Source organism: Brevibacillus humidisoli (genome assembly GCF_020923435.1).
Taxonomy (GTDB): domain Bacteria; phylum Bacillota; class Bacilli; order Brevibacillales; family Brevibacillaceae; genus Brevibacillus_E; species Brevibacillus_E humidisoli.
On the sequence record NZ_CP087263.1, the window covers coordinates 3,187,841 to 3,201,143 of the forward strand.

Annotated in this window: 14 protein-coding genes and 1 riboswitch; of the genes, 5 read left to right on the top strand and 9 right to left on the bottom strand. The window is 51.9% G+C overall.

What is annotated here, in order from left to right; genetic code table 11:
- The first annotated feature begins 110 nt into the window (after positions 1 to 110).
- From LOK74_RS15670 to LOK74_RS15680, 3 genes are all read left to right on the top strand, one after another.
- Positions 111 to 407 carry a helix-turn-helix domain-containing protein gene (locus LOK74_RS15670; RefSeq protein WP_230042954.1) on the top strand — a complete coding sequence of 99 codons (297 nt, stop codon included), beginning with the start codon at positions 111 to 113 and terminating at the stop codon, positions 405 to 407.
- A 42-nt stretch (positions 408 to 449) separates the two neighbouring features.
- The gene (locus LOK74_RS15675; RefSeq protein WP_230047029.1) at positions 450 to 1,121 is read left to right on the top strand and encodes an IS3 family transposase; all 672 of its coding nucleotides are present in this window, start codon (positions 450 to 452) and stop codon (positions 1,119 to 1,121) included.
- A 167-nt stretch (positions 1,122 to 1,288) separates the two neighbouring features.
- Positions 1,289 to 1,849, top strand: a complete 561-nt coding sequence (locus LOK74_RS15680) for a hypothetical protein (protein ID WP_230042955.1) — start codon at positions 1,289 to 1,291, stop codon at positions 1,847 to 1,849.
- A 75-nt stretch (positions 1,850 to 1,924) separates the two neighbouring features.
- Here LOK74_RS15680 and LOK74_RS15685 read toward each other — a convergent pair whose 3' ends face one another.
- A complete protein-coding gene (locus LOK74_RS15685) occupies positions 1,925 to 2,455 on the bottom strand; it encodes a hypothetical protein (protein ID WP_230042956.1) in 531 nt (176 codons plus the stop codon).
- A gap of 322 nt (positions 2,456 to 2,777) precedes the next feature.
- On the opposite strand from LOK74_RS15685, the gene LOK74_RS15690 reads away from it, so the two are divergent.
- Positions 2,778 to 3,218 carry a hypothetical protein gene (locus LOK74_RS15690; protein ID WP_230042957.1) on the top strand — a complete coding sequence of 147 codons (441 nt, stop codon included), beginning with the start codon at positions 2,778 to 2,780 and terminating at the stop codon, positions 3,216 to 3,218.
- Positions 3,219 to 3,349: 131 nt separating this feature from the next.
- Here LOK74_RS15690 and LOK74_RS15695 read toward each other — a convergent pair whose 3' ends face one another.
- From LOK74_RS15695 to LOK74_RS15730, 8 genes are all read right to left on the bottom strand, one after another.
- Positions 3,350 to 4,081, bottom strand: a complete 732-nt coding sequence (locus tag LOK74_RS15695) for a nucleoside phosphorylase (RefSeq protein WP_230042958.1) — start codon at positions 4,079 to 4,081, stop codon at positions 3,350 to 3,352.
- Between the two features lies 1 nt (position 4,082).
- Entirely contained in the window at positions 4,083 to 4,745 is a 663-nt protein-coding gene (locus LOK74_RS15700) for a sulfite oxidase-like oxidoreductase (RefSeq protein WP_230042959.1), read from the bottom strand.
- Positions 4,746 to 4,848: 103 nt separating this feature from the next.
- Positions 4,849 to 5,772 carry an ABC transporter permease gene (locus tag LOK74_RS15705; protein ID WP_230042960.1) on the bottom strand — a complete coding sequence of 308 codons (924 nt, stop codon included), beginning with the start codon at positions 5,770 to 5,772 and terminating at the stop codon, positions 4,849 to 4,851.
- On the bottom strand, positions 5,756 to 6,820 hold the full coding sequence (locus LOK74_RS15710) for an ABC transporter permease (RefSeq protein ID WP_230042961.1): 1,065 nt from the start codon (positions 6,818 to 6,820) through the stop codon (positions 5,756 to 5,758). The genes LOK74_RS15705 and LOK74_RS15710 overlap by 17 nt, the downstream gene beginning before the upstream one ends.
- Positions 6,817 to 8,325, bottom strand: coding sequence for an ABC transporter ATP-binding protein (locus LOK74_RS15715; protein WP_230042962.1), 1,509 nt, complete (start codon positions 8,323 to 8,325; stop codon positions 6,817 to 6,819). The genes LOK74_RS15710 and LOK74_RS15715 overlap by 4 nt, the downstream gene beginning before the upstream one ends.
- 64 nt (positions 8,326 to 8,389) lie before the next feature.
- Entirely contained in the window at positions 8,390 to 9,430 is a 1,041-nt protein-coding gene (locus tag LOK74_RS15720) for a BMP family lipoprotein (protein ID WP_230042963.1), read from the bottom strand.
- Positions 9,431 to 9,521: 91 nt separating this feature from the next.
- Positions 9,522 to 9,633, bottom strand: a riboswitch (SAM riboswitch).
- Positions 9,634 to 9,854: 221 nt separating this feature from the next.
- Positions 9,855 to 10,277: a MaoC/PaaZ C-terminal domain-containing protein gene (locus LOK74_RS15725; protein WP_230042964.1), complete on the bottom strand. Its 423-nt coding sequence runs from the start codon at positions 10,275 to 10,277 to the stop codon at positions 9,855 to 9,857.
- Entirely contained in the window at positions 10,274 to 10,747 is a 474-nt protein-coding gene (locus tag LOK74_RS15730; RefSeq protein ID WP_230042965.1) for a MaoC family dehydratase N-terminal domain-containing protein, read from the bottom strand. The genes LOK74_RS15725 and LOK74_RS15730 overlap by 4 nt, the downstream gene beginning before the upstream one ends.
- A 491-nt stretch (positions 10,748 to 11,238) precedes the next feature.
- On the opposite strand from LOK74_RS15730, the gene LOK74_RS15735 reads away from it, so the two are divergent.
- Entirely contained in the window at positions 11,239 to 13,293 is a 2,055-nt protein-coding gene (locus LOK74_RS15735; RefSeq protein WP_230042966.1) for a BglG family transcription antiterminator, read from the top strand.
- Positions 13,294 to 13,303 lie beyond the last annotated feature (10 nt).

Sequence of the window (13,303 nt, forward strand, 5' to 3'; positions counted from 1 at the left end):
ATGAATGCTTAGCTAAAAAACCTCCGCTGATGTATGAAGTGCACCCCTTAAAGTAGACATTGGAAAAACCCCTAGGGAAAACCGATGTTACTTTAGGGGGTGTATTCTTTATGGCATTCAAAGGGCAAAAGTTCAAGCATTATCCAATGACGATGAAAATTGAGGCGATTCGGTTGCATGTAGCGGAGAATTGGACGTACAAACAAATCACTGAGCATTTGGGAATCCAGGATAAGGATCGAGTGAAAAAGTGGATGCGGAAATACAAACAACTTGGGGAGTTTGGTCTTTTGGACCAGCGTGGACGACGTGCAGAGTACATCGATCAAGGTCGACATGTGCGAAAATTGAAACGGGAGAACGAAATCCTAAAAAAGTGTTTGGAAATCTGGATGCGGGAGGTGTAGGAAGAAAGTACAGAACGAAAAGGAACATATGGGTATCGAAGAATTCAGGCGGAACTCCTTCGTCAATACGGCAAGGTTGTGAATCATAAGAAGGTGTTACGGCTCATGCAAATTCTTGGGCTGAAAGCCATTATTCGTCGCAAGCGAGCGTATCGGAGCACGTATCAAGCGGCTGAATTAGATGGTCGTGTTGCCGAAAATCTGTTGAAGCGTAACTTCACAGCCGAGAAACCGAACCAAAAGTGGGTGACCGACGTTACCCAGTTTCGTGTAGGAGATCAACGCATTTTCTTATCAGCGATTAAAGACTTGTTTCACAACGAAATCGTGGCGTACCATGTGAGCTTACACAATGACAATGCCCTTGTCCTAGAGACGTTTCGGAAAGCATTTGAAAAGCATAAGGACGTGATTGGACTGATCGTTCACAGCGATCAAGGCTACCCGTACACGTCCCACGCATACCACGACATGCTGCTGAAGGTTGGCGCCCGAATCAGCATGTCCCGTCGCGGCAATTGTTTGGACAATGCCGCTATGGAAAGCTTCTTCTCGCATCTGAAGGCGGAAGCTCTCTATCCTTATGATATACGAAGTCTGGATGAGGCACAAAGACGAATTGAGGACTACATTCGTTTTTACAATGAGGAGCGTATACAAATCAAATTAAATAAGCTGACGCCAGTCGAGTACAGGCGTCAGCTTGCGGCCTAACGGCCGGGGGGGTTTTTTAGTGTCTACAAAATGGGGTCTTGACCAGTATGCTGACGTACAACGGCGGAGGTTTTTCGTTTTGATATTTTTATCCAAGGCATGTATCAGTCACATATGGTTCAGGTTATCTTACAAACGTACACAAATAATTGGAAAGGATGAGGTCATTGCAGTTGTACGCCGTTGATGCCGGTCTCATGGGCAATCACCTCCCGATGCACCAGGGGACGATTGCCAAGCTGAGCTACTACTTATCGTTGCAGACGAGCCATTCATTACAGTTGATCGTACAGAACAACCTGCAAATCATGGTTGCCCACATGAAAGCAATGCAACAACTCCTGACCCCTCAAGACTCGGGATACGTTTCCTTGCCTCCTGTGCAGCAACTCCCAACCATTGGCGCTGTTTCATCCGAAACAGACTATTTGATTGCCCTGGACGGACGTCTCAACGCAGTCTCCATGGCCAAGGAAGATTTTTCTTCGGCGATGGGCATGCATACTCCCATGGCTCGCAACATTCACATTGAGATGGCACTGCAAAAAGTTCAAATCGCAGAGCAGTACGAACAGTTTCTCCTGAACGCCGGCTTATCGGTCCACCCGTATGCCTCGGCAGAGATCCAACAGGCCTTGACTGAACAGTATCGGGCTGCACTTGCTTCACTCTCCGCCCGACATGGATCGGGTGCCAGACCAAAACCGGCCGCCTTGCAGCATGCCTAATAAAAAAGCCGGGGGGCGGACGGTTCGGAACGTCTGCTCCCTCGGCAAAGGCAGGAGAACCCACTATCAATAGAATCAAATGGCTTGCTCTTTTACTTCACCATTTGGCAGCACTCGATAATCGTACACATTTCCATCGCTTTTTTTCATGTAGTAGGCGGAAAAAGTGTCAACCCTTCCATCGATCGTCCAGCCAACGAATACGATCATCTCCAGTTCTCCGTTCTTGATCCCTTCCACATCTACCGTGTCATACTGATCATCTGGCGACTGGTATCCTTCTCTGGCACCGAAATCATATCGCCACATGTCGGTGTTGTCCATCGCGCTTTTTACTTTCGTGAACTTGTCGCCAAACAACTTCTTCACTTCGTCTTGGGAGAGACCTTGCTTCAGGTTTTCCTTTACATAGGAAATATCCAGTTCTTTCACTTGTTCTCCACTTGGTTGTTCCCTATTTGATTGCTCCCCATCCGGCTGTCCTGTTGTCGTTTCTCCGGCATTGCTGTGCTCCGAATGTGGCGGTGTTTCTGTCTGATCCGAACACGCTGCTATTCCCAGTAAAAGTGCCAACGCCAAGAAGAATACGACTGTTACGTTTTTCATGTTCATCACCTTTTACTCTCATTTCTTTACCTGATGAACGAATTCATGGTCAGTTTATCCAAGTCAACAAATTACCATAATCGGGCAATTGGTGCAAATCTCAAGGAAGAAAGCAAAACCTTCCTATTTTGCCTTGCTCTGTTGCTGATCTGAACGTTATTCTTTGAAATCACAAGGTGATTCAAGGTATTTCTTTGATTCCTGGTCCTTTTTGCTCGTTCAGCAAATTTTCACACAAAATGGAGGTGCGCTCTGTGGACCATTATTCTCCTGTAGAAATCCTGCACATGAAAATGGCCGACTGATGAAGAGTCGGCCTAGCTTGAAGACCAAGCCTCGGTACAGGTGGAAAGCAGCTCTTTTCCGGACACTTTTGCCAACCAACCTAGCGGAGCCGATGGTGATAACACATCAGATTTGGTCAGACAGCTTTTGGTGGTTGGCGGCTGAATTGGCTCTTGTACAGTTCGGCGTAAAAGCGTTCACCAATTGGAAGGGGTATCGTACAGCGGTAAGGGGTGAATACGAGGAGTACCGCAAATGGATGATTCACAGTTTCGGCATTACATTGGTCGCTGTTGGCGCACGCGTCCTGGTGCCGATTCTGCTGCTTCTTTCCTATTTGTTCAATGGTTTGGCTCTTCCTGCTGGAGGAATAGCGTACATGGTGCAAGAAGTACTGAATGTGAACATTTGGGCCGGTCTCGTCCTGCATTTGGTTGTCAGCGAGTGGATCGTTCTGAGATCTAAGAGGGGGCGGTGAGCCCCACTAAAAGCAAAAGCCTTTTAGGGAGCTCACTCTGTCCCTAAAAGGCTTTCTTTCCGTACATCTGCCCGTTTTCTCTAGCTTCTCTATCGCTTATCCTCTGTCGTCCTACTCTCGTTCACGTTCCTTTATGCCTCCTGGGACGACAGCCTGCGGAACGCCTCCAGTGTGATCTCAATCTCCCGCGCCACCGCTTTGGCCACTTCATCGGTATGCGGGTTGTACTCCTGAGCCAGATCCACGTCGGCATAACCGTCGATCGCCAAGATCGATCCCGCCCTAACGCCGCGCAGGGAGGCGATCACGAACAGCGCGGCTGTCTCCATCTCCACCGCAATCACACCTGCCTGCTGATACGTTTTATGCGGGAGTTCGACCACGCCACGAAAAAAAGCATCCAGCGTGAGGGTAATTCCCTTCCTGACGACTCCTTCTCTCTCGCGTGCACTAGTGTACAGAGCTTCGACCACGGTGCTGTCGGCAACTGCCGGAAAACCCTGCGGCACATACTGGCGGGTCAACCCTTCCTCACGTACCGCGGCGGTGCTGATCGCCAAACTACCAGGTGGAAGTTCGCCGGTCAGTGAGCCTGCCGTGCCCACCCGGACCAAGGTGGTTACCCCGGCCCGAATCAGTTCTTCAAAGCAGACAGCGGCACCGGGTGAACCGACGCCGTGGCTGACCACCGCCAACGGCACCCCTTTATACTCGCCGACAAACGTGCGGTATTCGCGGCTGAACGCCAATTCCCGGCTGTTCTCCAAGTAATCAGCGATTACTGCCGCACGGTGCGGATCGCCGCAGACAATCGCCTGGGCTGGGATCTCTTCCGGATTGACACGTAGGATGGATAACAGCATCTCAATCAAACTCCTTTTTCAACCATTCGTCTTCCGGTATCGGCAGTTCCTCTCCAGAGAAACGCTGCTCCCGAAACGGATCGGCATCATTGTGAAAACCGTTCTGCTCCCAGAATCCGGGGCGGTCTTCGGTCATAAACTCAATCCCGCGAATCCATTTGACACTTTTCCAAAAGTAAAGGTGCGGTACGATCAGCCGCAGCGGCCAGCCGTGCTTCGCGGTGAGCGGTTTGCCTGCATAGGTGTGAGCCAAGAGAATCCCCTCGCCCATCAGCTCGCGAAGCGGCAGGTTGGCCGTGTAATCATGGTCGCCGTAGAGCATCACGTACTTCGCTGTCGGCTTCACTTGCACCACGTCCAGCAACTCAGTGAAGCGCACGCCCTCCCACTGGGTATCAAACTTGGACCAGCGAGTGACGCAGTGGATGTCGCAGACTGACTGGGTCTGCGACAGCGCCATCAGATCGGTGAACGAGAAAACTTTCTCTTGCTCTACCTCGCCAAAGACCCGCAGTGTCCAGGTGTCAAGGTCATATGTCGGCACGTCTCCTTCATGCAGGATCGGAAACCGATCCGTCAGTACCTGACCCGGCGGCAATCGGTGCGCCAGGGACGGATCGACGGCGGGAACCTTCATCCGCTTGATCCGCTCTGCTTTGTTCATCTGCTACCGCCTCCTCTCTCGTGTGGAGTTGTTCTAAAGCGGGGCAGCGGTTCGCCTCACAACTCCACTCTGCCCATGAATCACCATACTTGTCAAACACTCGCTAGCGCGAACCGCCCCCGCCCCGCTGTGCGAGCTGCAGATAGCTCTTGTCCCGGAAGAAGAACATCGCTGCAATCGTCATCACGTACGGCAGCATCAAGGTGAAATGAGTAGGGATCGAGAATCCCTGCAGACGGATGCTGAGCGCATCCATGAAGCCAAAGAGTAGACTGGCCCCCATCACGCCAAATGGATTAGACTGCCCGAGCATCATCGCCACCAGCGCGATAAAGCCGCGACCCGCGGTCATCCCCTCAGAAAACATGGTCACCTGTCCAAGCGACAACTGGGCACCTGCCAATCCGCACAAGAGACCGCAAACCAGGATCGCTCCGTATTGGGTTCGACGAACTTTCATCCCCAAGCTTTTGGCAGCAGTCAGATTCTCACCGGCAGCCAGCAGCCGGAAACCAGAGACCGTCTTAAACAGGTAGATGTGCAGGACGAAAACCAGGCCAAAGGCAAGGTAGACCAGTGGCGAATGTCCGGAGAGAATCGTCCCCACCACCGGAACGTCACCCATGATGGGCAGATCGATTGATGGCAGCCCCTCCATATTTTTGTCGTAAAAGGCACCCTTGACATCGAAGATCGTGCGCAGGGCAAACGTGGTCAGTCCAGTCGCCAGGAAGTTTAGGGCGATCCCGACGACGATCTCGTTTGCCTTGAGGTCGATGGTGATGTAGGCAAACAAGAGGGAAAACAGCACCACACAAAGCACCGCAAAGAGAATGGCCAACAGCAGGCTGCCTGTAAAGTGATTGCCGACGATCGCCGAAAACGCTCCGATCAGAATCAGCCCTTCCAGCCCCACGTTAAACAACCCGACGCGGGCGCAGAGCGCTCCTCCGAGAGCGGCAAGCAGGATCGGCGTCACCATCCGGATGGTTGAGTTCAACAAGGAGAGGTCAAGCAGTTGTTCCATGTGATCCCCTCCCTTTTTTCCGTTTCCAGAACGAGTAGCTAAACTTGACCGAGACGAACAAGATCAGGACAGCCTGGATCACACTGGCTATCTCCAGCGGCACCTCTGTATTGCGTTCCACTCCCATCGCTCCCGTCTCCAACGCAGCCAACAGAATGCCGGCAGCAGCGGTACCCAGCGGATGAGAATTGGCCAGCAAAGTGGCCATCAGTCCGGTCCAGGCGTACCCCGGTGCGGTCAAGGCGCCATCGATATAACGATACTGCATGCCCAATACTTCCACTGTTCCTGCCAGTCCCGCCAACCCGCCGCTGATCAGCATGCTCCACAGCATCACCCGTGTGCGGCGGATGCCGCCGTAAGCGGCAAAGGAAGGATTGTATCCCAACACCCTCACTTCATAGCCAAATGAGCTGGAGCGGATCATCAAGTACAGCAGGATCGCCGCCGTGACCGCGATCAGAAAACCGGCGTGCAGGCTCATGCCGGAAAACAGCTTGGGCAGCCAGACCGTATTGTCGATCATCGGCGTCTGTGCCATCGCTGCCGAACCTGATGTGTCCTTAAACGGTTCGGTCACCAGATAACCGGCAAACAAGGCGGCAATATAGTTCATCAGCAAGGTCGTAATCAACAGATTTAAGCGGAAGGCGGCATCCAGCCAACCAGCGAGGATCGACCAAAGCCCTCCTGCGAGAAACCCGGCCAACAAGGCCGCGATCAGCTTCACCCATCCAGGACCTGGCAGGTAGAGAGCCGTTAAAGCAGCCGACACAGCTCCCAGCACCATTTGGCCCTCTGCCCCGAGATTGAAAAACCCGGCTCGAAAGGCAAGCGCCACCCCCAATCCGATCAGGATGATCGGCGTCGCTCTGGTTAGCGTATTGGTAAAAAAGTAAAAGCTGCCAAACGCACCTTTCCACAGTTCGGCATACGTCTCGATTACCGAAGCACCCACCACCCAGATCGCAAGGGCACCGGCGAGCAGCCCGACGCATACGGCCAGCAGCGGATGGAGCAGGGCAAAAGCTAGTTCTTTCGTTCTCATCGTGCTCCTCCTCCCGCCATCAACAGGCTGATCGCTTCTTCCGTCGCTTCCCGACTGTCCAACTCCCCGACAACTCTGCCTTCGTACATCACCAGGATGCGGTCGGACAAGGCCATCACTTCTGACAATTCCGATGAGACGAGCAGGATCGCGTCACCCTGCTCCCGCTTTTTTAGCAGCTGGGCATGAATAAACTCCATGGCCCCGATGTCTACGCCACGGGTCGGCTCAGCCGCTAGCAAAAAAGGCGTCTCCTGTCCGATCTCTCTGGCGGCGATCAGCTTCTGCAGGTTCCCCCCTGACAGATGCTGCGCTTTTTCATACAGTGAGTTGGTTTTGACAGCAAACTGTTTCACCCAGCGCTCGGTCAACTGCTGGAGCCGCTTCTGCCTGAGCAGGCCAAAGCGCCGGTAGAGCGGCTGCACGTACTGATGCAAGATCGCATTTTCGACGATACTGCCGTCCTTGGCTGCTCCCAACAGATAACGATCTTCCGGGATGTGGGCCATACCCTGCTGTCGAATGCTGCGCACCGGTGCGTTGGTGATCGGTTGTCCGAGCAGGTAAACGTCTCCCTGGTCTGCCTTGCGCAGACCGGTGATGACCTGTATCAGTTCTGACTGACCGTTGCCGGACACACCGGCAATCCCGACAATCTCACCAGCATGGACGCGAAAACTGACACGGTCCAACAGCGGTTTCCCCGAGTTGCCGCGGATAAACAGTTCGTTTACCGCAAGCAGCACATCACCTCGCGGCCGTTCGCTGCGCTGGATCTCAGCGATGTCGCGGCCGACCATCAACCGGGAGAGTTCCTCCACGTTTGTCTCCGCTGTTTTCAGCGTCCCCGTAACCTGTCCACCCCGCAGCACCGTGATACGATCGGCCACTTCCATCACCTCGTGCAGTTTGTGCGTGATCAGGATGACGCTTTTTCCTTGCTGAGCGAGATGTTTCAGTGTAACCAGCAGCTCTTTTACCTCCAGCGGCGTCAACACGGCCGTAGGCTCATCGAGAATCACGATATCGGCACCGTGGTAGAGGACCTTGAGAATCTCCACACGTTGCTGCATGCCCAGGGTGCACTCCCAGACCTTCTTGTGGGGATCGACGCTCATCCGGTACTTTTCCGAGAGCTCCTTCACCTGAGCGGCCGCCTTTTTCCGGTCAAACCAGACCCCTTTTGCCGGTTCCTGACTGATCACGATATTTTCTGCCACCGTGAAAGTGGGAAACAGCATGAAGTGCTGGTGAACCATGCCGATCCCGCTTTTGATCGCGTCTGCCGGGCTGTCAAACCGCTTCACTTCTCCGTTGATCCGGATGGTGCCATCTGTCGGCTTTTCCATGCCGTACAACATGCGCATCAGCGTTGTTTTGCCCGCTCCATTCTCCCCCACGATCGCGTGGATCTCCCCTTGTCTGAGGGAAAAGCTAACCTGCTGATTGGCGGCAAACGTGCCATACAGCTTGGTGATGTTCTCCATTTCCAGTAAAACAGTCACACAGTGTCACCCCTTTGTCGAGAAAAGAGGAAACCGACTACGGTGGGTAGCCGGTTTGCCCGATCTAGTTTTTCAGCGGGTCGGGGACCTCACGCTTGCCAGAGACGATCTCGTCATTGATTTCTTTCACTTTGGCGATCGTCTCTTCGCCGATAAACGGATGGAGCGGAGACTTGCTTTCGTGGGTGACGAAAGTGAGACCAACGCCTTTCTCTTTCAATCCGTAATCGACCACCCCTGGTGTAAACGTGCCGTTGACAAAATCTTTTACCGTCTCATACGCCGCTACATCGGTACCCTTTAGTTGTGACAAGACGACATGTTCCGGGTCCACTTCCGTACGGTCTATGTCTTGGCCGGCTGTGTAAAACCCTTTCTCCTTGGCCGCTTCGAACACGCCCAGATCGCCTACAGCAGCGGCCCCTGCAATAAAATCAGCACCTTGTGAATGCTGCAGCAGCGCCAATTCTTTCGCTTTTGCCGGATCTTCAAAGCTGCCTACGTAGTTCAACAGGAACTCCGCATCCGGATTGGTCGCTTTCAGACCTTCCTCGAAGCCAACCGTATATTTTTTCAACAGTGGAATATCCATCGCTGCTACCATTCCCACTTTTCCTGTCTTGGTCGCCAGTCCGGCGGCAGCCCCCATCAGGTATGCCGCTTCGTGCTCGCGGAATGAGACGCTGCGCACGTTGGGCAGATCAATGACCGTGTCGATGATCGCAAACTGACGGTCCGGATTTTCTGTCGCCACTTTTTTCAAAGCATCTTCTGCCTGAAAGGTAGCCGTAATAACCAAATCGTACTGTTCAGCCACCGCAACCCGCAGGTTTTCTTCGAACGCGTTGGGATCGGTCGCCTCAATTGTTTTTGCCTCCAGTCCAAACTCCTCAGCCGCTTTCTTAACCCCTTCATCCATCTGCTGGAAGAACGGATTGACGCCGATTTTTTCCGGGAGCACCAGGGCGATCCGTTTCTTCGGCTGATCTTGGCCTCGATCTCCTTCTGCCGATTGCGACTGGCTGGAGTCCGCTGGCTGCCCGCCGCCGCCACAGCCAGCCAAGGCCAAGGCAAACAGACACAGCAGCAAAAATACTCTCTTCATGACTGCTTCTCTCCTTGTTGTGTAAGTGTAAAAGAATACGAAAAAACCTCTCCCCTGCTGACAGGGAAGAGGATCGCATCTGCACCGCTCTCCCTTATCTGCCAGGTCGTATGCCTGCAGGAATTGGCACCTTCCTGAAAGTTTGCCTTCCAGTGGGTTGCCGGGTTTCATCGGGCCAGTCCCTCCACCACTCATAATAAGGGGTCTTTCTATGAACTTCTTTTTCATTTTAAATGAAAATATGATTTTATCAACCCTTTTCATATAATGTGTTTTTTTCCTGATTTTACATATCTGTATGTCTTCGGTCCCACAAAAAGGCCCCACCCGGTCTGCGCGTATTTGGGTGGGACTGTCGACAACCTTTTTCCCGAGGAGGAGAAGGCTTCTATTTCTAATAACGGTAAAAATGTGAATCAATTTTCTAGGGAATTAATGGTAAGTTCTCCGAACCTTCTGGTTCACCTTTCCATACTTCAAAGGTTCCTTTCAGCTTTGCTTCACCCGTCTGGTTGGTCACGATCAGCTCGCCGAGCCAGCGTTCCTCACCATCGCGGACCATCGACTCCACTAGTTGACCACTCACAGACAACTGCTCGCCTGGATAGGTCATTCGCGAAAACCGCACTTGGAAACTGCGCAAATACTGACGGGGGAACCACTCTGTCAGCGCCTGTCCCGCGAACCCCATCACCAGCATCCCATGGGCGATGACATCTTGCAGTCCAGCCTGTTTGGCTACGGGTACAACCGTATGAATCGGGTTGAAATCACCAGAGGCACCGGCGTAGCGGACTAATTGGGTGTGGGTAATCGCTTGCTTATGTAGGATGGGCAGTTCTTTCATCCTTTTCCCTCCTTCGCTCTCATTCTCTCCTGCATCTCGATGATCACCGACTCAGCTCTCAGTACTTGTTCTCCCTGCTGATTGGCATACTCTGTCACCAATGTGAACAGGTTCATTCTGCTTTTCGACTCGGCAGCGACAATCCGTGAGCAGGCGGTGATCTCATCACCCGCGCAGATCACACTGCCGTAATCGTACCGTTGTTTTCCGTGCAGCACGCGAAGCGGGTCCAGCTCTAACACTTCTATCAAATGTTCGAAACTGGGTCCTGCCCACATCTCGATCACGGTAGAAAATGTAGGGGGTAGAGGGATGTCGCGAAAGCCTGACTGCTGGGCAACATCTCTGTCATGGTAAATCGGGTTGTCATCGCCGATCGCAAGTGCAAACTCGCGGATTTTTCCTGCTTCTACGCGATACGCATACGGCTCAAATGTGTATCCGACGTATTTGGATAGATCTTTGGTCACCGCTGACCCTCCTCGCTTTTCCTGGATTGCTGCCTATTGGCCGGCTTCATCCTCCAGACAGCAGGCAACTGCCTCTTCTCTTCTTTTATGCGGGAATTCAAACTCGCAGACGATATCTTCTCCTTAACTGACAATATGGTCTGCTTATATGAAGACGTACACACAGCCGCAATATTCACCTGAGATCCTAAGTTCGCAAAAAACAAGATGATCTCACAACTAGGTATAGCAGGATATCTGCTTGTTCCGCACTTGTCGCGAGACTAACCTGCTTCTTTTTCAACCCGTTTCGCTGGCTTCTTTCACACCTATTCATTCTACAACTGCCGTTTCCCATTAGTATCCAGGGAACAATTTTTGCACAAGTCTGCTTGGTAACATTCGGTCTGACAATACAAATGCCCCATATAGTAAAGTAGTAGTATAAACAGATGTTCTACCATCTGTGCAAGCAGCAGATTGTGCATGATTTTGTGCTAAAGGTGGCCACCATGTTAGACAAAAGAGCAATGCAAATCTTGCAGTATCTACTGCAGTCCCATCACTACGTGTCAGTCAAGGAATTGATGGAACATTTCTCGATTTCTCGTAGAACATTATACTACGACATCGGGAAAATCAACGATTGGCTCAAACAATCTGGTTTGCCAGCCGTACCGTACATCTATGCAAAAGGGTTTTATTTCGACGACAGCAGGAAGCAAGCGATAGCTCGGATCACGGGAACAAAAAGCTTCGATCTATCTGCTTTGCGCCCAGGTGAAAGGCAGCTCTATTTGCTTTTCTATCTGCTCCTGACCGATGAACGAATTACCACACGCGAGTGCATGGAGAAGACTGGTGTCAGCCGCAATACCACTTTACATGATATCAAGCACATCAAAAAGGAAGTAGAACGGCAGGGGCTGCGACTCTCCTACTCGCACACGGATGGATATCGGATCAGCGGGAGTGAATTGACGATCCGCAATCTGTTAAGTCAATCCGTACATTCTCTGCTGCATGATGGTCAAGAACGGTTGATCCAGGAACTGCTTGCAGGCCGGGGAGACATTCCTACTCCCGACGCGATCCTGCAATGGCTGGGGGAATGCGAGTACCACTTGCATCTGCAGTTTGCCGATGATTCGACCAAGCTATTAAGTTATCTCTTTTCTCTCTACCTCCAGCGGTTTTTGAGCGGCCATCCCGTCTCTTTTCCACAAAAACAGATCAAGCACATCGTGACGACAAAGCATTATCAGGTAGTTGATACGCTGGAGCGAATCATCCCAATCAAGCTGAATCAGGACGAAAAATGCTATTTGTCTACCTTGCTGCTAAGCGCCAAGGTGAATGAACTGGATCAGTCGACGGAGCAGCATGAGATTCCTTTTCTAAAAGCGGCGATCCGGAAAATGGTTGATCTGTTTGAGATGCGAGCCTGTGTGGTGTTTGATCACCGCGTTGAACTGGAACAAAATTTGTATCTTCACCTGCAGCCAGCCTATTACCGCTTTATCTATAACATCGACGTCTCCAACCCGCTGAAAGGCGTGATTGTGCGCCAATATCGCGACATTTATGAACTGACCAAAAAAAGCATCTCACCGCTGGAAGAATTGGTCGGCAAAACGATCACAGAAGATGAGATCGCCTATATTACCGTTCATTTCGGAGGCTGGATGCGGCGACAAGGGATCACAGCGAGCACCCTGCGGCGTGTCTTGCTGGTTTGTGCAAATGGCGTAGGCACCTCTCGCATCCTGGCGCAGCAGTTGGAGGGGCTTTTTGCCAACATTGATTTGCTTGGTCCCCTTACCCTCAGGCAATACGAACAGTTTCAGGAAGAGGTAGACTTGGTTGTCTCTACGACCAAAATAAGCAACCCGCGTCATCGGATCATTTTCGTCAACCCGATCTTAACGGATGCCGATAAAGTGCACCTGTTAAATGAAATGGAGAACTTATCCAACCATTCCCCTTCCCATGTGACGGCACAAAGCATCGTCGAGGTAGTGAAAAAATATGCAGTCCTGGAAAAAGAGGAAGAGGTCATAGAGGAAATCAAGCAGGTGTTGCAACAGCATAAGCAGCTAAAAAGGGAGCGAAAACCAATGCTAGACGAGTTGTTACGCGAAGAATATATCCTGTTGAAAGACCAGGTGAGTGATTGGCGGGAAGCCATACGTACGGCAGCCGAACCGCTTCTGCGCAGCCAGTCGATCACAGAGGGGTATGTGCAGGCGATGATCGCCAACGTGGAAGAAAACGGTCCTTATGTCGTGATTGCTCCCAAAGTGGCGCTGCCGCATGCAAGACCGGAGCAGGGAGTAAACCGGGTCGGCATGAGTTTGCTTCGATTGAAGAAGCCCGTCTCATTCTCAGAGGACCAAGAGCGGGAAGCACAGTTGATCATCGTATTGGCCGCCATCGACCAAGAAACCCACTTAAAAGCATTGGCGCAGATGTCAAAGATGCTGTCCGAAGAAAGCAACATCGACGAACTGATCGCCGCCAATGATAAAGATACCATACTTCGATATATCGCAACGTATTCCGAATAGGAGGGAAAAG

Coding starts and splice junctions, on each gene's coding strand:
- LOK74_RS15700 (WP_230042959.1), bottom strand. CDS start 4,745: ATGAACAAAGCAGAGCGGATCAAGCGGATGAAGGTTCCCGCCGTCGAT.
- LOK74_RS15685 (WP_230042956.1), bottom strand. CDS start 2,455: ATGAAAAACGTAACAGTCGTATTCTTCTTGGCGTTGGCACTTTTACTG.
- LOK74_RS15705 (WP_230042960.1), bottom strand. CDS start 5,772: ATGGAACAACTGCTTGACCTCTCCTTGTTGAACTCAACCATCCGGATG.
- LOK74_RS15720 (WP_230042963.1), bottom strand. CDS start 9,430: ATGAAGAGAGTATTTTTGCTGCTGTGTCTGTTTGCCTTGGCCTTGGCT.
- LOK74_RS15710 (WP_230042961.1), bottom strand. CDS start 6,820: ATGAGAACGAAAGAACTAGCTTTTGCCCTGCTCCATCCGCTGCTGGCC.
- LOK74_RS15670 (WP_230042954.1), top strand. CDS start 111: ATGGCATTCAAAGGGCAAAAGTTCAAGCATTATCCAATGACGATGAAA.
- LOK74_RS15695 (WP_230042958.1), bottom strand. CDS start 4,081: ATGCTGTTATCCATCCTACGTGTCAATCCGGAAGAGATCCCAGCCCAG.
- LOK74_RS15735 (WP_230042966.1), top strand. CDS start 11,239: ATGTTAGACAAAAGAGCAATGCAAATCTTGCAGTATCTACTGCAGTCC.
- LOK74_RS15725 (WP_230042964.1), bottom strand. CDS start 10,277: ATGAAAGAACTGCCCATCCTACATAAGCAAGCGATTACCCACACCCAA.